This window comes from Stenotrophomonas chelatiphaga, from assembly GCF_001431535.1.
In the GTDB taxonomy this organism is placed as follows: Bacteria; Pseudomonadota; Gammaproteobacteria; order Xanthomonadales; family Xanthomonadaceae; genus Stenotrophomonas; species Stenotrophomonas chelatiphaga.
Genome location: NZ_LDJK01000036.1, coordinates 38,978 through 58,613, shown reverse-complemented (window position 1 = coordinate 58,613; position 19,636 = coordinate 38,978). Strand labels below are relative to the sequence as shown.

21 protein-coding genes are annotated in these 19,636 nt (G+C 66.6%); 4 read left to right on the top strand and 17 right to left on the bottom strand.

What is annotated here, in order from left to right:
- Positions 1–503 precede the first annotated feature (503 nt).
- From ABB28_RS09130 to surE, 4 genes are read right to left on the bottom strand one after another with little or no spacing between them, the layout of a single operon-like run.
- Positions 504–1,286, bottom strand: a complete 783-nt coding sequence (locus tag ABB28_RS09130; RefSeq protein WP_057508321.1) for a peptidoglycan DD-metalloendopeptidase family protein — start codon at positions 1,284–1,286, stop codon at positions 504–506.
- Positions 1,283–1,897 carry a YqaA family protein gene (locus ABB28_RS09125; protein ID WP_057508320.1) on the bottom strand — a complete coding sequence of 205 codons (615 nt, stop codon included), beginning with the start codon at positions 1,895–1,897 and terminating at the stop codon, positions 1,283–1,285. Before ABB28_RS09125 ends, ABB28_RS09130 begins: the two co-directional genes overlap by 4 nt.
- Before the next feature lie 22 nt (positions 1,898–1,919).
- Entirely contained in the window at positions 1,920–2,597 is a 678-nt protein-coding gene (locus tag ABB28_RS09120) for a protein-L-isoaspartate(D-aspartate) O-methyltransferase (RefSeq protein WP_057508319.1), read from the bottom strand.
- Positions 2,594–3,373, bottom strand: a complete 780-nt coding sequence (gene surE, locus ABB28_RS09115) for a 5'/3'-nucleotidase SurE (protein ID WP_057508329.1) — start codon at positions 3,371–3,373, stop codon at positions 2,594–2,596. Before surE ends, ABB28_RS09120 begins: the two co-directional genes overlap by 4 nt.
- Positions 3,374–3,567: 194 nt before the next feature.
- Between surE and ABB28_RS09110 the strand changes: the two genes are divergently transcribed.
- On the top strand, positions 3,568–4,104 hold the full coding sequence (locus ABB28_RS09110) for a Smr/MutS family protein (protein WP_057508318.1): 537 nt from the start codon (positions 3,568–3,570) through the stop codon (positions 4,102–4,104).
- 9 nt (positions 4,105–4,113) lie between these two features.
- Here the strand turns inward: ABB28_RS09110 and truD are convergent, their stop codons facing one another.
- The 9 genes from truD to ABB28_RS09065 all read right to left on the bottom strand — a co-directional run bounded on the left by truD (position 4,114) and on the right by ABB28_RS09065 (position 11,671).
- Positions 4,114–5,145 carry a tRNA pseudouridine(13) synthase TruD gene (gene truD, locus ABB28_RS09105; RefSeq protein ID WP_057508317.1) on the bottom strand — a complete coding sequence of 344 codons (1,032 nt, stop codon included), beginning with the start codon at positions 5,143–5,145 and terminating at the stop codon, positions 4,114–4,116.
- Entirely contained in the window at positions 5,142–5,639 is a 498-nt protein-coding gene (ispF, locus tag ABB28_RS09100) for a 2-C-methyl-D-erythritol 2,4-cyclodiphosphate synthase (RefSeq protein WP_057508316.1), read from the bottom strand. The genes truD and ispF overlap by 4 nt, the downstream gene beginning before the upstream one ends.
- Before the next feature lie 34 nt (positions 5,640–5,673).
- The gene (gene ispD / locus ABB28_RS09095; protein WP_057508315.1) at positions 5,674–6,372 is read right to left on the bottom strand and encodes a 2-C-methyl-D-erythritol 4-phosphate cytidylyltransferase; all 699 of its coding nucleotides are present in this window, start codon (positions 6,370–6,372) and stop codon (positions 5,674–5,676) included.
- Positions 6,369–6,719: a cell division protein FtsB gene (ftsB, locus tag ABB28_RS09090; RefSeq protein WP_057508314.1), complete on the bottom strand. Its 351-nt coding sequence runs from the start codon at positions 6,717–6,719 to the stop codon at positions 6,369–6,371. The genes ispD and ftsB overlap by 4 nt, the downstream gene beginning before the upstream one ends.
- 4 nt (positions 6,720–6,723) lie before the next feature.
- Complete coding sequence (gene eno, locus ABB28_RS09085) at positions 6,724–8,016, bottom strand: phosphopyruvate hydratase (RefSeq protein ID WP_057508313.1); 1,293 nt, start codon at positions 8,014–8,016, stop codon at positions 6,724–6,726.
- 126 nt (positions 8,017–8,142) lie between these two features.
- Positions 8,143–8,496, bottom strand: a complete 354-nt coding sequence (locus tag ABB28_RS09080; protein WP_083491984.1) for a hypothetical protein — start codon at positions 8,494–8,496, stop codon at positions 8,143–8,145.
- Positions 8,493–9,323 carry a 3-deoxy-8-phosphooctulonate synthase gene (gene kdsA, locus ABB28_RS09075; RefSeq protein ID WP_057508312.1) on the bottom strand — a complete coding sequence of 277 codons (831 nt, stop codon included), beginning with the start codon at positions 9,321–9,323 and terminating at the stop codon, positions 8,493–8,495. The genes ABB28_RS09080 and kdsA overlap by 4 nt, the downstream gene beginning before the upstream one ends.
- A gap of 93 nt (positions 9,324–9,416) precedes the next feature.
- Positions 9,417–11,081: a CTP synthase gene (pyrG, locus tag ABB28_RS09070; RefSeq protein WP_057508311.1), complete on the bottom strand. Its 1,665-nt coding sequence runs from the start codon at positions 11,079–11,081 to the stop codon at positions 9,417–9,419.
- Between the two features lie 353 nt (positions 11,082–11,434).
- Positions 11,435–11,671: a hypothetical protein gene (locus ABB28_RS09065; protein WP_057508310.1), complete on the bottom strand. Its 237-nt coding sequence runs from the start codon at positions 11,669–11,671 to the stop codon at positions 11,435–11,437.
- A 163-nt stretch (positions 11,672–11,834) separates the two neighbouring features.
- Between ABB28_RS09065 and parE the strand changes: the two genes are divergently transcribed.
- The gene (gene parE / locus ABB28_RS09060) at positions 11,835–13,724 is read left to right on the top strand and encodes a DNA topoisomerase IV subunit B (protein WP_057508309.1); all 1,890 of its coding nucleotides are present in this window, start codon (positions 11,835–11,837) and stop codon (positions 13,722–13,724) included.
- A gap of 174 nt (positions 13,725–13,898) precedes the next feature.
- On the opposite strand, the gene ABB28_RS09055 is transcribed toward parE, so the two are convergent.
- Positions 13,899–15,020: an inorganic phosphate transporter gene (locus ABB28_RS09055; protein ID WP_057508308.1), complete on the bottom strand. Its 1,122-nt coding sequence runs from the start codon at positions 15,018–15,020 to the stop codon at positions 13,899–13,901.
- Positions 15,021–15,032: 12 nt separating this feature from the next.
- Positions 15,033–15,659 carry a DUF47 domain-containing protein gene (locus tag ABB28_RS09050; protein ID WP_057508307.1) on the bottom strand — a complete coding sequence of 209 codons (627 nt, stop codon included), beginning with the start codon at positions 15,657–15,659 and terminating at the stop codon, positions 15,033–15,035.
- A 283-nt stretch (positions 15,660–15,942) separates the two neighbouring features.
- Here ABB28_RS09050 and ABB28_RS09045 point away from each other — a divergent pair, with 283 nt between their 5' ends.
- Together ABB28_RS09045 and ABB28_RS09040 are read left to right on the top strand one after the other, a co-directional pair.
- The gene (locus ABB28_RS09045; protein WP_057508306.1) at positions 15,943–17,253 is read left to right on the top strand and encodes a hemolysin family protein; all 1,311 of its coding nucleotides are present in this window, start codon (positions 15,943–15,945) and stop codon (positions 17,251–17,253) included.
- Positions 17,237–17,911 carry an exopolysaccharide biosynthesis protein gene (locus ABB28_RS09040; RefSeq protein ID WP_057508305.1) on the top strand — a complete coding sequence of 225 codons (675 nt, stop codon included), beginning with the start codon at positions 17,237–17,239 and terminating at the stop codon, positions 17,909–17,911. The genes ABB28_RS09045 and ABB28_RS09040 overlap by 17 nt, the downstream gene beginning before the upstream one ends.
- Positions 17,912–17,991: 80 nt before the next feature.
- On the opposite strand, the gene ABB28_RS09035 is transcribed toward ABB28_RS09040, so the two are convergent.
- A complete protein-coding gene (locus tag ABB28_RS09035) occupies positions 17,992–18,489 on the bottom strand; it encodes a pyridoxamine 5'-phosphate oxidase family protein (protein WP_057508304.1) in 498 nt (165 codons plus the stop codon).
- A 95-nt stretch (positions 18,490–18,584) separates the two neighbouring features.
- Complete coding sequence (locus tag ABB28_RS09030; protein ID WP_042613017.1) at positions 18,585–19,580, bottom strand: LLM class flavin-dependent oxidoreductase; 996 nt, start codon at positions 19,578–19,580, stop codon at positions 18,585–18,587.
- Positions 19,581–19,636 lie beyond the last annotated feature (56 nt).

Genomic DNA, 19,636 nt, shown 5'->3' with positions numbered 1-19,636 from the left:
CACAGGATGTTACACGTAAGGTGGCGTGGCAAGCGTCAAATGTGTTTAAGTGCAGTATCATCAAACCGCGTCGGGGGCGTTTGGCGAAAACCTTGTTTCATCGGCCGCCCTATCCCCATTCAGGCGCAGCCGCGGCGCCTCCACTTCCTCGGTGGGGCGGGGTCGGGGCAGGCCACACAGGACACGCCGTGAACCCTTCCATGGGGGCTTCAGTTCGGCTCCTGCCTCACAGAGTCCTGTGTGGCCTGCCCCGACCCCGCCTGCGAGTTCCCCGTGCCCGGCGGCAGGAGCGCAGCAAGCTTGACCGCCCTTGCCCTTGCCTTCCTTCCCCCCACAGCAGCGGCCATCTGTCTGGCGGGGTGGGAGGGGGCGGTGCGGGACCGTTAGAGCCGCATGGATGCGGCGACGAGCCTCCAGGGACGGATTCACGGCATGTCCCGGATAGTCCACCGCCACCCGCCCACCGGGCCTCAAACGGCAGCCGCGCTCTCAGCGGCAACCCGTCACCGTGCCGGCAGGTACTGCTGCGGGTCTACCGGCTTGCCGTTGTAGCGGATCTCGAAATGCAGCATGTCCCGGTTCGCGCCGGTCCGGCCCATTTCGGCGATCTGCTGGCCGGCCTTCACGCTCTGGCCTTCGTTCACCAGGCGCTTGCGGTTGTGGCCGTAGGCCGACAGCCACTGCTCGTTGTGCTTGACGATGATCAGCTCGCCATAGCCCACCAGGCCCGCGCCTGAATACACCACTACACCGTCGGCGGCCGCCTTTACGGCCTGGCCGCTGGTGCCGGCGATATCCACGCCCTGCTTGGTCGTCTCACCGGCCACGAACCGGCCCACTACCGCCCCATCGGCCGGCCAGCGCCAGTTGATGCTGCTGCGCACCGGCGGCGTGGTCGCAACCGGGGTCGTCGTGGTCGTGCTGCCACCGGACGCGCGCGGCGCGGTGACCACCGTGGTCGGCACCCGGCTGCCGCCCGCACCCTGCGGATACAGGCGGATCACCTGGCCGGGGTAGATCGTCGACGGATTGGACAGGTTGTTCCAGGCGATCAGGTCGGCCGGCGTGATGCTGTGGATGCGCGCCAGCGCATAGACCGTGTCGCCCTTCTGCACGCGCACTGTCTTGCCCGGCTGGGCAATGGATGCCTTCGGCGTGGCCGATGCCCCACTGCCACCGGAGCCGGAGGGGCGCACCACGGTGGCGGTACCGCAGGCGGTCAACGCGGACAGCGTGATGGCCAGCGCGCCCAGGCGCAGACCCCTGTTGAAACGATCAGCACTCATGCGAACTTCGACCTCCATACAAGCCAGGCAACCAGCACCACCACCATCGCGGTGGCGATCCAGCCCAGCGGTTCAATCCAGCGACGCAGCGCCGCCTCGGCGCGCGGTCCACCGATGCGGATCACCGCAGCCAGCACGAACACGCGCTTGCCACGACCGATCAGCATGCTCAGCAGATACTGCGGCATCGGTACCCCGACGATACCCGACGCCCATGTGAAGACCTTCATCGGGATCGGCATGAAGCCGCCCAGCACCAGGAAGGTGAACACCGCCCACGGCGACTCGGCCATCTTGGCCTGCACGATCGCGATGCCGCGCTCGATGCCCGGCAGCATGCCCATGGTGTCCAGCAGCGGCTTGACCGCCTCGAACGCGAAATGGCCCAGCGCATAGCCGACCACCGCACCCACCATCGAACCGGCCAGGCTGAGGGTGGCGAACCACCAGCCGCGCTTGGGCTGGGCCACGCACATCGGGGCCAGCATCACTTCCGGCATCACCGGGAAAATGATCGCTTCGATGAAGCTCAGCACCGTCAGGTAGGTCGGTGCCCGCTCATGGTTGGCCCACTTCAATGCGCGCTCGTACAGCGGCCCGAAAATCTTCATGAATGCCCTGCTCCGTGAAAAATCAGTCCAGCATGCCAGACAGCAATGGGACGAAGGTGACCGGCGCCAACACGGACTGCGTGATGCTGCCATCGGGCAGGCGGTCCAGCTGCACCAGCGACTGCGCGCCCGGCCCACCGACCGGCGCGACCAGTCGGCCGCCCACCGCCAGCTGATCGATCAACACATCCACCAGCGCCGGCGCTGCGGCGGTGACCACGATGGCGTCGTAGGGCCCATGTTCCGGCCAGCCCGCGCGGCCATCGTCATGCTTGGTGCGGATATTCATGGCCAGCGAACGGAACCGCTTGCGCGCCTGCCGCAGCAGGTCGCCGATGCGTTCAACGGTGAACACCTCCAGGCCGACCGCGGCCAGCACGGCGGCCTGGTAACCCGAACCGGTACCCACTTCGAGCACGGTCTTCGGCGCAACCTGCAGGATCGCCTCAGTCATCCGCGCGACCACCCAGGGTTGGGAAATGGTCTGGCCATGCCCGATCGGCAGGGCGGTGTCTTCGTAGGCCCGCGAGGCCAGCGCTTCATCGATGAACAGATGACGTGGCACCACGCGGATGGCGTTGAGGGTGGCCTCATCGACGATGCCGGCCTCGCGCAGGCGCTCGACCAGGCGATCACGCACGCGCTGGGAGGTCATGCCGATGCCCACCGCTTCGGGCTGCAGTCGCAGTCGCGCGGTCATGCCGGACGCCCCAGTGCGGCGCTCAACCCACCGACCCAGCTGGCGACCTTTTCCAGCGCCTGGTAGCGGGTCAGGTCGACCTGGATCGGGGTGATGGAAATGAAACCGGTACGCACCGCATGGAAATCCGTGCCCGGGCCGGAATCCTGTTCGCGCCCTGCCGGGCCGATCCAGTAGACCGCATTGCCGCGCGGGTCCTTCTGCGCGATGCAGCCTTCGGCGCGGTGGCGGTTGCCCAGCCGGGTCACTTCGAATCCCTTGACCTCGTGCCAGGGCAGGTCGGGCACGTTGACGTTGAGGATCGTGTCGGCAGGCAGCGGATCGGCCTTCAGCTGCGCCACGATCTCCACCGCCGCGCGCGCGGCGGTCTGGAAATGCTTCGGCTCATGGTTGTGGCTGACCAGCGATACCGCCACCGCAGGCAGGCCGAGATGCCGTCCTTCCATCGCCGCCGACACGGTTCCCGAATAGATCACGTCGTCGCCCAGGTTGGCGACGTTGTTGATGCCCGACACCACGATGTCCGGCTCCTGGTCCAGCAGCCCGGTCAATGCCAGGTGCACGCAGTCGGTGGGGGTGCCGGCCACCGACACGGTGTGCGGATCCAGCCGCTTCAGGCGGATCGGCAGGTCCAGGGTCAGCGAGTTGCTGGCGCCGGAGCGGTCACGGTCGGGGGCGACCACGGTGACGTCGTGCCCGGCCTGGCGCAGGACCGTCGCCAGCATGGCGATGCCCGGCGCATCGACACCATCGTCATTGCTGACCAGGACCCGCATCTGCGTTTTCACCACATGATCGTTCAAGACTTCGCTTCCATCACTGCTGACATGGACGTGGTCACGGCGCTCCCCCGGCGGCGGCGACCTCGCAAGTGCGTCTTGTATTGTGCCGTATGCCGGTCGCAGGGCCTACCCTGCCATGGGTCATTGAGCATCCTCATGACGGCGGCGGCATGCGTTAACCTGTCGCCATGTCGCATCCGAATGACGAAGATCCCGCCGAGCTGTTCCGCTCGGCCATCGGGCAGGTCACCCCGCTGCGAAAAGGCAGCGGCCCGACGCCGTCCGCGCCCAAGCCGCGCCCACGCGCCCGGATGGCTGAACGCGATGAACAGGAAGCCCTGGGGGAGTTCGCCCGGCTGCTGCGCGCCGGCCCACCGCTGGATGCCGGTGATGCGCTCAGCTACCGCCGCGACAACCTGCCCCCGCGCATGTTCCAGCGCCTGAAGAAGGGCCAGTACTCGGTCCAGGACGAACTGGACCTGCATGGCGCCACCGCCACCCAGGCCGAACAGCTGCTGCGCCAGTTCCTGCTGGAAGCGCATGACCACGAACATGGCTGCGTGCGCATCATCCACGGCAAGGGCCTGCAGTCCGATGGCGGCGCGCCGGTGTTGAAGAACCTGGTCGACCGCCACCTGCGCCTGCGCAACGACGTGCTGGCCTTCCATTCCGCTCCCACCGCGCAGGGAGGCACCGGCGCGGTGCTGGTGCTGCTGGCCCGTTGATCGCTTGGTCTACTGGGACGCGTCGGTGACCGGTCCCAGCTCGTGCAGCACGGCGGTGGCGTAGCAGCCGGGCGGCAGCGCGAAGGAAAGTTCCAGCACGCCCTCCTGCAGCCACTGGTGCTGCAGCAGCGCCGGACGCAGGCGCAGCGAACGGCGTTCGTGCTTCAGGCCTTCAGCCTCCAGCCCGGCACGCAGCGCCTGCGACTGCTCGTCGTCGATCGCACCCAGCTCCAGCGCGCGCGCGGCATCGCTGCTGCGCAGGTCGCCGACACCCCACAACGGGCCACTGGGATGGATGTCGAAACGGGCCAGGCGCTCGGCCAGCACCTCGCTCCACGGCTCCGGACCGAACACGCTGCGGCTGCCATCCAGCATCCATACCTCGCCGTCGATCGGCTGGTCCCAGCTGCCCTGCTCCACGCGCGCGGCCAGCACGCGGTTGAACAGCGCAGAGCGCGCGGCCGACAGCAGCAGCGAACGCTGGTCCTTGCGCATGCGACGGCCGCCGAACATCGCCAGCGCCGCCGGCACGTTGCCGCCATCGCGGCCGAAGCGCTGTTCGCCGAACCAGTTGGGAATGCCGCGTTCGGCGATCTGCTGCAGGCGTGCGTCGATCGCCGCGGCATCACCGTCCACGTCACGCAGCACCAGCTTGAAGCGGTTGCCAGCCAGCGCGCCGCGCTGCAGCTTGCGGTTGTGCCAGGTCGAGGACACCACGTGCACTTCGTCGCTGGCCAGCAGGGCCAGGTCCGGCGCCACGCGCTTGGGCAGGTGCACGCTGAAGCGCTGGGTCGTGACCGCGTGCCGATCCTTCATGCCGGCGAAGCTCACCGCCATCTCGGGCAGGCCGGCCCACTGCGCCAGCAGCTTGGCCACGTGCACCGTGTTGGCGCCGCGCTTGCGGATCTCCAGCAGCAGGTGCTCGCCTTCGCCAGTGGGCTCGAAGGATGGCAGTTCATCGACCTGGAAATCATCGGGCGTGCTGCGGATCAGCGCACGCGTGAACAGCGGCCCGCCGAAGGCCAACGGCAACGGCGTCATGCCGCCACCAGCAGCACGATGGCCTGCGCGGCGATGCCTTCCTCTCGACCGGTGAAGCCCAGCTTCTCCGACGTGGTCGCCTTGATGCTGACCGCATCCAGCGGCAACTGCAGCAGCTCGGCGATGCGTTCGCGCATGGCCGCCGCATGCGGCCCGACCTTGGGACGTTCGCAGATCACGGTGATGTCGGTATTGCCGACCCGCCAGCCGCGCGAACGCAGCAGCACGTCGCAATGGATCAGGAAATCGCTGCTGTCGGCGTCCTTCCAGCGGTCATCGCTGGGCGGGAAGTGCTGGCCGATATCGCCCAGCGCCAGCGCGCCGAGCATCGCGTCGCACAGCGCGTGCAGGATCACATCGCCATCGCTGTGCGCCAGCACGCCGGCGGTATGCGCTACGCGCACGCCCCCCAGCATGATGTGGTCGCCCGGGCCGAAGGCATGGACGTCGTAACCCTGGCCGATGCGGACAGGCGGGAATGGAAGCGTGGTCATCGGAACAGCCTTTGCTATGCAGCGCGCGCGAGGATCATCCGGCGCGACGTGAAAGTACGAATTCGAAGCGATCCAGGTCCGCCGGCGTGGTGACCTTGAAGTTGTCTTCGCTGCCCTCCACCAGCAGCGGACGCTGGCCCTGGCATTCCATGGCCATGGCATCGTCGGTGACCTCGATGCCGGACGCCGCCGCATCGGTCAGCGCACGTGCCAACTGATGGCGACGGAACAGCTGCGGGGTCAGTGCACGCCACAGCCGCGCGCGCGGCTCGGTCCCGTCGATGCCGCCATCGTCGCCGGCACGTTTCAGCGTGTCGCGCACCGGGGCGGCCAGGATCGCGCCAACCGGGTCGGCGCGGCCCACTTCCAGCAACCGGCTGAGATCGGCAAGGGCCAGGTTGGGCCGCGCTGCATCATGCACCAGCACGAACTCATCGGCGCGCACGCTGTCGGGCAATGCAAGCAGCCCGGCCAGCACCGACGCCGCACGCGTGTCGCCGCCGTGGCAGGTCAGCACGGGCTTGCCCGACCATTCGGTCCAGCCGGGCCAGTCGACGTCGTTGGCACTGATGACCACCATCGCCCCGGCCACGGCCGGATGCACCAGCAGCGCATCCAGCGTATGCGCCAGCAGCGTCTGCCCGCCCGCCTGCAGATACTGTTTAGGTACCGGGGCACCGAAACGGCTGCCACGACCGGCGGCCGGTACGATCACCCAGATCGCCGCGCTCATGGCACGTCCGCCGGGTGATCGGTCGGCACCGGGCCGGCCGAAGGCGCCTGCACCGGCGCGACCGGCGCATCTTCGACGACGCGGTAGAACTTCTCGCCGGGCTTGATCATGCCCAGCTCGCTGCGTGCACGCTCTTCGATGGCGGCCTGCCCCTCTTTGAGGTCCTGCACTTCCGCAGCCAGCGCATCGTTGCGCTGCTGCAGGCCATCGTTGTCGCGGTTCTGGTGCTCGACCTGGGCTTCCAGGGTCATCACTTCGCCTGAGTTGCCCGGGCCGAACCAGAAACGGTACTGCAACCATGCCAGCAGCAGGGCCAAGGCCAACAGCGCCCACCGCCAGTTGCGCATGGGATCAGCGCTTCAACGAAACGAAGGCATCACGACCGGCGTAGCGCGCGCCGGCGCCCAACGCTTCTTCGATGCGCAGCAGCTGGTTGTACTTGGCCACGCGATCGCTGCGGCACAGCGAACCGGTCTTGATCTGGGTCGCGGTGGTGGCAACGGCGATGTCTGCGATGGTGGTGTCTTCGGTCTCGCCGGAACGGTGCGACACGATGGCCGCGTAACCGGCACGGTCGGCCATGGCGATCGCTTCCAGCGTTTCGCTCAGGGTGCCGATCTGGTTGACCTTGATCAGGATCGCGTTGGCGGTGCCCGAATCAATGCCTTCCTTGAAGATCTTCGGGTTGGTGACGAACAGATCGTCGCCGACCAGCTGCACCTTCTTGCCGATGCGGTCGGTCAGCAGCTTCCAGCCGGCCCAGTCGTTCTCGGCCAGGCCGTCTTCGATGGTGATGATCGGGTACTGGTTCGACCAGTCGGCGAGGAAGTCGACGAACTGCTCGGAGGTCAGCCGCTTGTTCTCGCCGACCAGGTTGTACTTGCCGTTCTCGTAGAACTCGCTGGAGGCCACGTCCAGCCCCAGCAGCACGTCGTCACCGGCGGTGTAGCCGGCCTTGCCGATCGCTTCCAGGATGGTGTCCAGCGCTTCGACGTTGCTGCGGAAGTCCGGCGCGAAGCCGCCTTCGTCACCCACGGCGGTGCTCAGGCCATGGCCCTTCAGCACGGACTTCAGCGAATGGAAGATTTCGGTACCGGCGCGCAAGCTTTCGGAGAACGAGCTGAAGCCCACCGGCAGCACCATGAACTCCTGGAAGTCCACGTTGTTGTCCGCGTGCGCACCGCCGTTGATGATGTTCATCATCGGCACCGGCAGCGACGGGGACACGCCGGTCTTGCCGGCCAGGTACTGCCACAGCGCCTGCTTGTTCGATGCGGCGGCGGCATGCGCGGCGGCCATCGAAACACCCAGCAGCGCGTTGGCGCCCAGGCGGCCCTTGTTCTCGGTGCCATCAAGGTCGATCAGGCGGCGGTCAAGGCCTTCCTGGTCGGTGGCATCGAAGCCGGCCAGCGCACCGGCGATGGCGCCGTTGATGTTCTCCACGGCCTTGCGCACGCCCTTGCCCAGGTAACGGGTCTTGTCGCCGTCACGCAGCTCCACCGCTTCCTTGGTGCCGGTCGAGGCGCCGGAGGGCACGGCGGCACGACCGAACGAACCGTCCTCCAGGATGACGTCGGCTTCCAGCGTGGGATTGCCACGGCTGTCGAGGATTTCACGGGCGTGGATGCTGCGGATCGTACTCATGGGCTGGTCGGTTACCTGTCTGTAGAGGAAGGCGACAAAAACGAATGCCGCGTGATTATCCCCGCACGGCCGCCCATTGCCAAATCGGCGGCTGAATCCCGTGCCGGCACGCCCGCAGCGGGGTGTCTAGAACAGGCGCGGCACCAGCAGGCAGGCCACCAGCAAGGCCAGCAACGCAAGCGAAGCGATGCCTGCGGCCGGCCGTTGCGGCAGGCGCAGCGACAGCATGCTGGCCACCAGGCAGCCGACGGTCACCAGCGCGCCGAAGGACAGGGTGATCAGCAGGGGAATGCGGGTCGCCCGCATGGCGTGGTTGCCATCGCCGGGCATGCCGACACTGGCAAGCACCAGGAAGGCCAGCATGAACACGCTGGCCCACGCCGCCAAGGACAGGCCGAACGCCATCCAGCCCCATGGCCAGTGGCGCCACTGCCGCCGCTGGCGGCGCACAGCGAGCGCCGCCCACGGGTCAAGACTCATGCGAAGCGCGAGAAACCGTGCTTCTTGGTCACCGCATCGAGCTCCATCAGGGTCTCCAGCAGTTCTTCCATGCGGTCCAGCGGCCAGGCGTTCGGGCCATCGGACAGCGCCTTGGACGGGTCCGGATGGGTCTCGGCAAACAGGCCGGACACCCCGACGGCGACCGCAGCGCGCGACAGCACCGGCACGAACTCGCGCTGGCCACCGGAGCTGGTGCCCTGCCCGCCCGGCAGCTGCACCGAATGGGTGGCATCGAACACCACCGGGCAGCCGGTATCGCGCATCACCGACAGCGAGCGCATGTCGCTGACCAGGTTGTTGTAGCCGAAGCTGGCGCCGCGCTCGCAGACCATGATCTGCTCGTTGCCGGTCGACTTGGCTTTTTCCACCACCGGCTTCATGTCCCACGGGGACAGGAACTGGCCCTTCTTGATGTTCACCGGCTTGCCGGCGGCACACACCTTCTTGATGAAATCGGTCTGCCGGACCAGGAACGCCGGCGTCTGCAGCACATCCACCACCGAAGCCACTTCGTCCATCGGCGTGTACTCATGCACGTCGGTCAGCACCGGCACGCCGATCTGCTTCTTCACTTCGGCCAGCACCTTCAGGCCTTCTTCCAGGCCGGGACCGCGGAAGGCGGTGCCGGAGGTGCGGTTGGCCTTGTCGAAGCTGGACTTGAAGATGAAGTTCACCCCGAGCCGGCCGGTGATTTCCTTCAGGCGGCCGGCGACGTCGAGCTGCAGCTGCATCGACTCGATCACGCAGGGGCCGGCGATCAGGAACAGGGGCTGGTCCAGCCCGACCTCGAATCCACACAGTTTCATGGCGTTTCCTTGTTGTGGCGCGGCGCCGGCGCGTGCCGGCAGGCATCAGGGGTTCAAGCGCGGAACATGGGGGCTGCATGCCCCCACTGCAAGTCAGGCGTGGGCTTCGGCCAACGGCTGGCCCGCGGCCTTGCGCTCGCGCGCGGCACGGATGAAGCCGATGAACAGCGGGTGGCCGGCGCGCGGGGTGGACAGGAATTCCGGGTGCGCCTGGCAGGCCAGGAACCACGGGTGTGCGCTGCGCGGCAGTTCGACCACTTCCACCAGCGTGTCATCCATCGACTTGCCGGCGATCACCAGGCCGGCATCTTCCAGCTGGGTGCGGTAGCGGTTGTTGAACTCGTAACGATGACGGTGGCGCTCTTCGACCACGTCCTTGCCGTACAGCTCGCGGGCCAGCGTGCCCGGCTTCAGGCGCTGCTCCTGCAGGCCCAGGCGCATGGTGCCGCCGAGGTCGCTCTTGTCGTCACGCTTTTCCACGTCGCCGCTGGCGGTGCGCCATTCGGTGATCAGGCCGATCACCGGGTCCGGCGACTGGCGGTCGTTCTCGGTGCTGTTGGCCCCTTCCAGGCCGAGCACGTGGCGGGCATAGTCCACCACCGCAGCCTGCATGCCGTAGCAGATGCCGAAGTAAGGCACCTTGTGCTCGCGGGCGTACTGCGAGGTCAACACCTTGCCTTCAAAGCCGCGGTCGCCGAAGCCGCCGGGCACCAGGATGCCATCGACATCGGCCAGGGCGGCCATGTCGCTGCCTTCCAGCTCCTGCGCTTCCAGCCACTTCAGGGTGACCTTGGTGCGCTGGCGCAGGCCGCCGTGCTTGAGCGCCTCGCCCACCGACTTGTACGCATCCTGGTGGTCCACGTACTTGCCGACCACCGCGATGGTGACCGCATCGAGCGGGTTGAGCGTGGCATCCACCGCGTCTTCCCACATCGACAGGTCGACCGGGCCGGCCTTGTCGGCCAGCTTGAACTGGTTCACCACGATGTCATCCAGGCCCTGCGCATGCAGGCCCATCGGGATGCTGTACAGCACGTCCACGTCCGGCACGCTGATCACCGCGCGCTCGGAAACGTTGGTGAACTGGGCGATCTTGCGGCGCTCCGAATCCGGTACCGCCTGCTCGGAACGGCACAGCAGCACGTCCGGCTGGATGCCGATCGAACGCAGTTCCTTGACCGAATGCTGGGTCGGCTTGGTCTTCAGTTCGCCGGCGGCGCTGATGTAGGGCACCAGCGTGAGGTGCATGAACAACGCCTTTTCCGGGCCGCGTTCGGTGCGCACCTGGCGGATGGCCTCCAGGAACGGCAGCGACTCGATGTCGCCGACGGTGCCGCCGATTTCCACCAGCGCCACGTCGAACCCTTCGGTGGCTTCGTCGATGCAGCGGCGGATCTCATCGGTGATGTGCGGGATGACCTGCACGGTGGCGCCGAGGTAGTCGCCGCGGCGCTCCTTGCGGATCACGTTCTCGTAGATGCGCCCGGTGGTGACCGAGTTCTTGCGGCTCAGCCGGGTGCGCACGAAACGCTCGTAGTGACCCAGGTCCAGGTCGGTCTCGGCACCGTCATCGGTGACGTACACCTCGCCGTGCTGGAACGGGCTCATGGTGCCCGGGTCGACGTTGATGTACGGATCGAGCTTCATCATCGTGACCTTCAGGCCACGGGCTTCGAGGATGGCGGCCAAAGACGCGGCGGCAATGCCTTTGCCGAGCGAGGACACCACGCCGCCGGTTACGAAAATCAAGGGAGTCATGGCTGCAAGCATCCTGTATTGAATTGGGAAACGGCCACGCCCCTCCGGCCCAACGGGCGGGGGGTAGGCAGAAAGGGGGATTTGCGACTCGCCGAGGCAGCGAGGGGGGAGCTGAGGCGGTGGCCAGCGAGCGAGGTCAGCTTGGCCGTGCCGGTCGTGGAGACCGTCACCTGCGCCCAGCCTTGCTGGCTGCCACGCATGGCCTTGCCAGTCCAATCGCTGATGGTGGACACGCACTACTCCCGGAAAGCGATAGTTTACAGATTGAAGGCCCCAAGCCCAAGGGGCAGCCGACAACCGGGCAAAAAGAAGGCCCCGGCAGAACCGGGGCCCGGGCACGCAAGCGCGGCAGATCAGCGCTTCTTGCGGGCTTCTTCCTCTTCTTCCTCGCGCTGCGGGACCTGCTGGCCGCGGGCCTTCAGCTCGGCGTTGGCCTGTGCGCGGCGCTTGGCCTTGGCATCGGCTTCGGCCTGCGCCGGATTGGCCTGGTCGCCCTGCTGCGGCGCCGGCTGACCGGCGTTCTGGGCCAGCGCCAGCGGCACGGTGACCACGGCAGCGGCAACGATGGCAATGGTAAGCAGCTTCTTCATGGAGTCCTCCTCGCGGTAACGACTCGAAAATGGGGGCGCTGGGGTCGCTTTCCCAGCTGAGGCCATTTTAGCCCCCCTGCCGCCCCGCCAGATGAACCGCAGGCGTGCAAAATCCCTGCCCAGACCGCACACTTGCGCGTCGCTCCAACGCTTTGAAACATAGATGAACACCCGCTATAACGCCGCCGATATCGAAGTCCTGTCCGGCCTTGACCCGGTCAAGCGCCGCCCCGGCATGTACACCGACACCACCCGCCCGAACCACCTGGCGCAGGAAGTGATCGACAACTCGGTGGACGAAGCGCTGGCCGGCCACGCCCGTTCCATCGAGATCACCCTGTACAAGGATGGCAGCGTGGAAGTCAGCGATGACGGCCGCGGCATGCCGGTGGACATCCACCCGGAAGAAAAGATCCCCGGCGTGGAACTGATCCTGACCCGCCTGCATGCAGGCGGCAAGTTCAACAACAACAACTACACCTTCTCCGGCGGCCTGCATGGCGTGGGCGTGAGCGTGGTCAATGCGCTGTCCACCCTGGTGGAACTGCACATCAAGCGCGAAGGCGCCGAGCACCGCATCACCTTCCGCAATGGCGATCTCGCTTCGCCGCTGGAAGTGGTCGGCAGCGTGGGCAAGAAGAACACCGGCACCCGCCTGCGCTTCTGGCCGGATCCGAAGTACTTCGACACGCCCAGGTTCGCGGTGCGCGCGCTCAAGCACCTGCTGCGCGCCAAGGCCGTGCTGTGCCCGGGGCTGACTGTCAAGCTGACCGACGAAGCCACCGGCGAAGTGGACACTTGGCATTACGAAGACGGTCTGCGCGACTACCTGAAGCTGGAACTCGGCGAGCGGGAAATGCTGCCGGGCAACCTGTTCGTCGGCCACGTCAAGAAGGAAAACGAGATCGCCGACTGGGCCGTCGCGTGGATGCCCGAAGGCGAGCTGGTGCAGGAAAGCTACGTCAACCTGATCCCCACCGCCCAGCACGGCACCCACGTCAACGGCCTGCGTACCGGCCTGACCGAGGCGCTGCGCGAGTTCTGCGACTTCCGCAACCTGCTGCCGCGCGGCGTCAAGCTGGCCCCGGAAGACGTCTGGGACCGGGTCGCCTTCGTGCTGTCGATCAAGATGACCGACCCGCAGTTCAGCGGGCAGACCAAGGAACGCCTGTCTTCGCGCCAGGCCGCCGGTTTCGTCGAAGGCGCCGCGCACGATGCCTTCAGCCTGCTGCTGAACCAGAACGTGGAAATCGGCGAGCGCATCGCGCAACTGGCGATCGAACGCGCCAGCGCGCGCTTGAAGACTGAAAAACTGGTGGTGCGCAAGAAGGTCACCCAGGGCCCCGCCCTGCCCGGCAAGCTGGCCGACTGCATCAGCCAGGACCTGTCCCGCACCGAGCTGTTCCTGGTGGAAGGTGACTCGGCCGGCGGCAGCGCCAAGCAGGCCCGCGACAAGGACTTCCAGGCCATCATGCCGCTGCGCGGCAAGATCCTGAACACCTGGGAGGTCTCCTCCAACAGCGTGCTGGCATCCGAAGAAGTGCACAACCTGGCCATCGCCATCGGTTGCGATCCGGGCAAGGAAGACATCAGCGGCCTGCGCTACGGCAAGGTGGTGATCCTGGCCGACGCCGATTCGGACGGCCTGCACATCGCTACCCTGCTCACCGCGCTGTTCCTGAAGCACTTCCCGGCGCTGGTGGATGCCGGCCATGTGTTCGTGGCGATGCCGCCGCTGTTCCGCATCGACGTGGGCAAGCAGGTGTTCTACGCGCTGGATGAAGAAGAAAAGCGCACCATGCTGGACAAGATCGAGCGCGAGAAGATCAAGGGCGCGATCAGCGTGACCCGCTTCAAGGGCCTGGGCGAGATGAACCCGCCGCAGTTGCGCGAATCGACCATCCATCCCGATACGCGTCGGCTGGTCCAGCTGACCATCGATGATGGCGAGCAGACCCATTCGCTGATGGACATGCTGCTGGCGAAGAAGCGTGCCAGTGATCGGAAGGGGTGGCTGGAGACCAAGGGCGACTTGGCGTCGCTGGAAGCCTGACTCGTCGTTTCCCGGGGCCGTGGCGACGGCCCCAACCCCGCTGCGGCGGTGCTGTTCACTCGGCGCGGCTGGAGACCAAGGGCGACCTGGCGTCGCTGGAAGCCTGACAAAAAAAACGCCGGCCCCAGGGGCCGGCGTTTTTTTGTGGCGCAACCGATGCGGGGCGTCGGGCGGTCAGGCCCAGCCGACCATCTCGAACAGCTTGAGGATCAGGTAGGCGCAGCCACCGGCGGCCGGGATGGTCAGGATCCAGGCCCACACGATGCGCTCGATCACCCCCAGGCGCAGCGAACGCGGGTTCTTGGCAAAGCCAACGCCCATGATCGCGGTGGAGATGCTGTGCGTGGTCGACACCGGCATGCCGAAGTGCGCCGCCACGGTCAGCACCGTGGCCGAGCTGGTTTCCGCGGCAAAGCCATGGATCGGGTGCAGCTTGACCATCTTGTGGCCCAGCGTCTTGATGATCTTCCAGCCACCGGACGCCGTACCGGCTGCCATCACCACCGCGCAGGTCAGCACGATCCACATGGCGATGCCGTCCCCGGCGCTCGCATCCGGATGCATGAAGGCCAGGAACGCAGGCAGGTTGTCCAGCGCACCGGTGGCCTCGGCGCCGATCAGCGTCATGGCGATGATGCCCATGGTCTTCTGCGCATCGTTATGCCCGTGCGCGAAGCCCATGTAGGCCGCCGACACGATCTGCGCCTTGCCGAAGAACATGTTGACGAAGCGCGGGCGTGCCAGCCGACCGATCACACCGCCCACCTTCGCCAGGCCGGCGATCAGCGCCCACAGCAGCAGCATCACTGCGATGCCGAGCAGGAAACCGGCCACCGGCGAGGTGATCATCGGCACGAACACCTTCCACAGCAGGCCCTTGTTCTGCGCCCAGTTGCCCAGGCGCTCGGACCAGATCAACGCATCCCAGTTGTTGTGCGCCGCGGCCAGGCCGGCGCCGCACAGGCCACCGATCAGCGCGTGCGAGGACGAGGACGGCAGCCCTTTCCACCACGTGATCAGGTTCCAGATGATGCCGCCCAGCAGCGCGCACAGGATCACCTGCGGGGTCACGTCGACCACGTTGGTGTTGAGCAGGCCGGAGGCGATGGTCAGCGCGACGGCGGTGCCGGTCAATGCGCCGATGAGGTTCATGAAGGCCGCCAGCATGACCGCCCAACCCGGCGACAGCACCTTGGTGGCGACCACGGTGGCGATGGAGTTGGCGGTATCGTGGAAGCCGTTGATGAACTCGAAGACGAGCGCGGCGAAAATCACCACCAGGACAAGGGTCAGCATCCGTGCGGCCCGTCAGCTGTTCTTCAACACGATCTGGTACGCCACCACGCCCGCCTCGCGGCAGCGGTCGATGGCCTTCTCCAGGATCTCGAAGAACTCCTTCAGCAGGAACATCTGCAGGTGGTCCAGGCGACCGGAGTAGATGTCGCGGTACAACTCCAGCATCAGCCGGTCCGCCTCGTTTTCCAGCGCACGCAGCTTCTCGTTGAGCGCGGTCATCCGGTCCAGGTTCATGTGGCGCAGGTCGGCCACCATCTCCACCACCACGCCGGCGGCCTGTTCCAGCATCGCCGCGCGCGGGGCGAAGTCGATGTGCTCCAGGTGGGTCACGGCCAGCGAATAGCGGTCAGCGAACTTTTCGACCTGCTTGGGGATCTTGTACAGCGCCGAGCCGAGCGCTTCGATGTCCTCGCGTTCGATCGGGGTCATGAAGCTGTCCACCAGCGCCTGGCTGATCTTGTCCGACGCGGCGCGTTCACGCAGCCGGGCAAGCTTGAAGGCATCCAGCGCGGGCTGGCGGTCGGACTCGCGCATCATCGCGTGCAGGGCGCGTGCGCTGTCGCTGGCCGCGACGGCGGCCTCATCAAGCAGGGTGTAGAACTGTTTGCCGGAGCCGAAAATGGTCTGCAGAGAGAACATTGAGAAACCTGTTCGCCGTCACGGGAAGGACGGCACCAGATGGAATTATGACGGCTAGATGACCGTTCCGGGTACTCCCGGACGTTTCTGACGGAATCCACCTCCAACCTGAACGGGCACTTGCCGCCCGCCGCCCCCTGTTTGCTAAGATGCCAGCGCGCCTCCGGGCGCACACCTATGGACGACGACCCTTACCCTCCGCCGCCGCGCCCGACCCCGGTCCCCAGCGCCTGCCGCCATCGCAAGCACCCGCCCTCCCTGCCACCAACCGGGGACGACGCCCGTGTTTGAACTGATTATTGTCCTGGCCCTGATCCTGCTCAACGGCTTCTTCGCCATGTCCGAAATGTCGGTCATGACCTCGCGCAAGAGCCGGCTCAAGCAGATGGCCGCCACCAGCAAGCGCGCCGAGCGTGCGCTGGAACTGTCCGAAAAACCGGAAAGCTTCCTGTCCACGGTGCAGATCGGCATCACCCTGATCGGCATCCTGACCGGTGTGTTCGGTGGCGAGGCGATCGGCCTGGCCATCGCCGCCTGGCTGCACGAGCTGTTCCCCGGCTTCGCCTACGCCAACCAGGTGGGCAAGGCACTGGCCGTGGCCTTGATCACCTTCCTGACGCTGATCTTCGGCGAGCTGGTGCCCAAGCGTCTTGCCATCACCCGCTCGGAAGATATCGCCGGCCTGGTTGCCTGGCCGATGGGCTGGCTGTCGCGGATCGCGTTCCCGGCGGTCTGGCTGCTGTCCCACAGCACCCGCCTGGTGCTCCGGGTCATCGGGCTGGGCAAGGATGAAGCGGCCAGCGTGACTGAAGAAGAGATCCGCATGCTGGTGGCCGAAAGCCACGAGGCCGGTGTGATCGACGCGCACGAGCGCGACATGATGAACCGCGTGATGCGCCTGGGCGACCGCACCGCCGACAGCCTGATGACCCCGCGCAACCGGATTGCATGGCTGGATACCCAGGGCGCGCTGGAGAAGAACCTGGAGATCATGAGCGAGAACGAGTTCTCGCGATATCCGGTGTACCGCGACAACGACTCGGACGTGGTCGGCATTCTCGAGGTGAAGACCCTGGCCACGCGCATGGCGCGCGGTGACCATGCGCTGTTCCAGAACCTGCGCGAGGTGCTGTATGTATCCGAAAGCACCCATGCGATGAAGCTGCTGGAGATCTTCCGCGAGGAACAGCAGTCGGTCGCGCTGGTGGTGGACGAGTACGGCGAAATCCAGGGCCTGGTCACCATCAGCGACCTGATGGGCGCGGTGGTTGGCCGCCTGCAGGCCACTGAAAACGCGGACGAAGACGCGCTGGTGGTGATCCGCGAAGACGGCTCGCTGCTGGTGGACGGCTCGCTGCCGATCGAAGACCTGCGCGAGCTGCTCGGCACCAACGACCTGCCCGATGCCGAGGACGGCGATTACTACACGCTGGCCGGCATGTGCATCCACTTCTTCGGCCGCATCCCGCATGTGGGCGAATACTTCGACTGGGCCGGTTGGCGCATCGAAGTGATCGACCTGGACGGCGCGCGCGTGGACAAACTGCTGCTGCGCACCCTTTCCGACGAGCAGGCCGATGAACTCACCGCCTGATCCGGACCAGCAGCCTGGCGACGGCGTCGCCGAAGACAGCGGCCCGGTCTACCGCAACGAAGGCATCCGCACCCTGCTGGCGATGTTCCAGTTCGGCGATCCCGCCCAGCACATGAAGCTCGGGCAGATCCTGCAGAACCTGCAGCAGAGCGCGTTCGGCGTGTTCCTGTTCATTGCCATCCTGCCCTCCTTCATCCCGATCCCGGGCGTGGGCGGTGCACTCAGTGGCCCGCTGGTGATCCTGATCGGCGCGCAGATGATGTGCGGCCTGCGCAAGCCATGGGTGCCCGGCTTCATTGCGCGGCGTGGCCCCCGGCGCGGCACGATGCACAGGTTCCTGGACCGTATCGATGGCGCGTTGCGCCGGCTCGACCGCCTGCTCAAGCCGCGCCGCCCGCAGCTGCTGCAGCCGGTTGCCGCGCATGCCTTCAGTGGCCTGCTGCTGGTGCTGCTGGGGATCCTGCTGTCGCTGCCGATTCCGTTCACCAACTACCTGTTCGGCTTCCAGCTGCTGCTGTTTTCGCTGGCACTGCTGGAACGCGACGGCACGCTGATGCTGGTGAACTGGATTGCCGCGGTGGTGGCGGTGGTGTTCTTCGGTTTCAGTTCCGGACAGCTGGTCGGCTACGTGGCCGAGTTGTTCCAGCGCTGGTTCTGATCAGCCGAGGTGTCGAGCAGGCTCGACACCTCGGGGGAATCTACCAGCGTTGCGCCGAGCGCACTCGACGCTACGTTGGGTCAACGCAGGTCGACGAAGCCGTTGTCGCCCAGACGCGCCGGCTCATCCTGCACCGCCGACAGCACGAAGCTCAGTGCCTTGCCGAGCAGCGTGCCCGGGCCATCCCAGTATTCGGCTGATTCAGCTTCGACGTGGATCAGGCGCAGATTCGGATCGTCCTTGCCCTCCGGGAAGAACAGCTTCATCGCCGGCGACCACAGCTCATCGATCTTCGCCCGGTCGGCGACGATCCGCGCGGTACCTGCCACGGACACGTAGCTGTTCTTCGACGGCGATGCATAGGCCACGTTGACCCGCGGATTCAGCGCGATCTCGGCCACTTTCGGGCTGTCGGCCGAGGTGGCGAACCACAGGTCGCCATCGAACTCCACTTCCTGGGTGCCCAGCGGGCGGCTGTACAGGCGGCCATCGACGCCGGTGGTGGTGAACATCGCCACCTCGACATCCTTGATCAGGGCGGCGAGCTGGGTGATGTGCTGCTGGCGATCTGCATTCATGGGGTTGCTCCTTGGTAGAGCTCCATCTCACGCGAGCGCCGTGCAACGCCGCGTGAGGTGGATGTTCAGTGCGCGTGGTGGCGTGCGCGCGGCATTCAGGCAGCGTGGCGGGCGTGCCAGGCCTGCATGGCCAGTTCGAACGAGCGCAGGCGCGCGCGATGGTCGTAGATGTTCGCGGTCAGCAGCAGTTCGTCAGGCTGGTGGCGATCCACGAAGGCAGCGATGCCCTCGCCCACCTGCTGCGCGTCGCCCAGCACGGTGCACGCCAGCGCGCGCTCCACCCCCACCTTTTCATGCGGCTGCCAGAAGGTGTCGATGTCATCCACCGGCGGCGGAATCCGGCCCGGGTTGCCCCGGCGCAGGTTGACGAAGCTCTGCTGCTGGCTGGTGAACAACCGTCGCGATTCGGCTTCACTTTCGCTGGCCACCACGTTCAGGGCCAGCATCGCGTGCGGGCGCTTGAGCGTGGCTGATTCGCGGAAATCACGGCGGTAGACCGCCAGCGCCTCATCCATCGAATCCGGGGCGAAATGCGAAGCGAAGGCGTACGGCAGGCCCAGCGAGGCGGCCAGGCGCGCGCCGAACAGGCTGGAGCCCAGGATCCACACCGGCACCCGCAGGCCAGCCCCCGGCACCGCCTGCACGGCCTGCCCCGGCTGCGCGGGCTCGAAGTAATGCAGCAGCTCGCGGACATCCTGCGGGAACTGGTCGGCGCTGTCGAAATAGCGCCGCAGCGCGCGGGCGGTGGGCTGGTCGGTACCCGGCGCGCGGCCCAGCCCCAGGTCGATGCGGTCCGGGTACAACGAGGCCAGCGTGCCGAACTGTTCGGCGGCCTGCAGCGGGGCATGGTTGGGCAGCATGATGCCGCCCGCCCCGACGCGGATGCGCTGGGTGCCACCGGCGACATGACCGATCAGCACCGCGGTGGCGGCGCTGGCGATACCCGGCATGTTGTGGTGTTCGGCCAGCCAGAAACGGCGGTAGCCCAGCGCATCGGCCTGCTGGGCCAGTTCGAGCATGTTGGCGAAGGCGGCGGTGGTGTCACTGCCCTCGCAGACCGGGGCCAGGTCGAGGATCGACAGGGGAATCATCAGGCGGGCATTCCATGAGGAGATGCCCAAGGTATGGGGCCGTGCGGACGCGCTTG

Bases quoted from the DNA above. Each gene is read 5' to 3' on its own strand.
- ABB28_RS09130 (WP_057508321.1), bottom strand. From the start codon at position 1,286: ATGAGTGCTGATCGTTTCAACAGGGGTCTGCGCCTGGGCGCGCTGGCC.
- ABB28_RS09125 (WP_057508320.1), bottom strand. From the start codon at position 1,897: ATGAAGATTTTCGGGCCGCTGTACGAGCGCGCATTGAAGTGGGCCAAC.
- ABB28_RS09120 (WP_057508319.1), bottom strand. From the start codon at position 2,597: ATGACCGCGCGACTGCGACTGCAGCCCGAAGCGGTGGGCATCGGCATG.
- surE (WP_057508329.1), bottom strand. From the start codon at position 3,373: ATGCGGGTCCTGGTCAGCAATGACGATGGTGTCGATGCGCCGGGCATC.
- ABB28_RS09110 (WP_057508318.1), top strand. From the start codon at position 3,568: ATGTCGCATCCGAATGACGAAGATCCCGCCGAGCTGTTCCGCTCGGCC.
- truD (WP_057508317.1), bottom strand. From the start codon at position 5,145: ATGACGCCGTTGCCGTTGGCCTTCGGCGGGCCGCTGTTCACGCGTGCG.
- ispF (WP_057508316.1), bottom strand. From the start codon at position 5,639: ATGACCACGCTTCCATTCCCGCCTGTCCGCATCGGCCAGGGTTACGAC.
- ispD (WP_057508315.1), bottom strand. From the start codon at position 6,372: ATGAGCGCGGCGATCTGGGTGATCGTACCGGCCGCCGGTCGTGGCAGC.
- ftsB (WP_057508314.1), bottom strand. From the start codon at position 6,719: ATGCGCAACTGGCGGTGGGCGCTGTTGGCCTTGGCCCTGCTGCTGGCA.
- eno (WP_057508313.1), bottom strand. From the start codon at position 8,016: ATGAGTACGATCCGCAGCATCCACGCCCGTGAAATCCTCGACAGCCGT.
- ABB28_RS09080 (WP_083491984.1), bottom strand. From the start codon at position 8,496: ATGAGTCTTGACCCGTGGGCGGCGCTCGCTGTGCGCCGCCAGCGGCGG.
- kdsA (WP_057508312.1), bottom strand. From the start codon at position 9,323: ATGAAACTGTGTGGATTCGAGGTCGGGCTGGACCAGCCCCTGTTCCTG.
- pyrG (WP_057508311.1), bottom strand. From the start codon at position 11,081: ATGACTCCCTTGATTTTCGTAACCGGCGGCGTGGTGTCCTCGCTCGGC.
- ABB28_RS09065 (WP_057508310.1), bottom strand. From the start codon at position 11,671: ATGAAGAAGCTGCTTACCATTGCCATCGTTGCCGCTGCCGTGGTCACC.
- parE (WP_057508309.1), top strand. From the start codon at position 11,835: ATGAACACCCGCTATAACGCCGCCGATATCGAAGTCCTGTCCGGCCTT.
- ABB28_RS09055 (WP_057508308.1), bottom strand. From the start codon at position 15,020: ATGCTGACCCTTGTCCTGGTGGTGATTTTCGCCGCGCTCGTCTTCGAG.
- ABB28_RS09050 (WP_057508307.1), bottom strand. From the start codon at position 15,659: ATGTTCTCTCTGCAGACCATTTTCGGCTCCGGCAAACAGTTCTACACC.
- ABB28_RS09040 (WP_057508305.1), top strand. From the start codon at position 17,237: ATGAACTCACCGCCTGATCCGGACCAGCAGCCTGGCGACGGCGTCGCC.
- ABB28_RS09035 (WP_057508304.1), bottom strand. From the start codon at position 18,489: ATGAATGCAGATCGCCAGCAGCACATCACCCAGCTCGCCGCCCTGATC.
- ABB28_RS09030 (WP_042613017.1), bottom strand. From the start codon at position 19,580: ATGATTCCCCTGTCGATCCTCGACCTGGCCCCGGTCTGCGAGGGCAGT.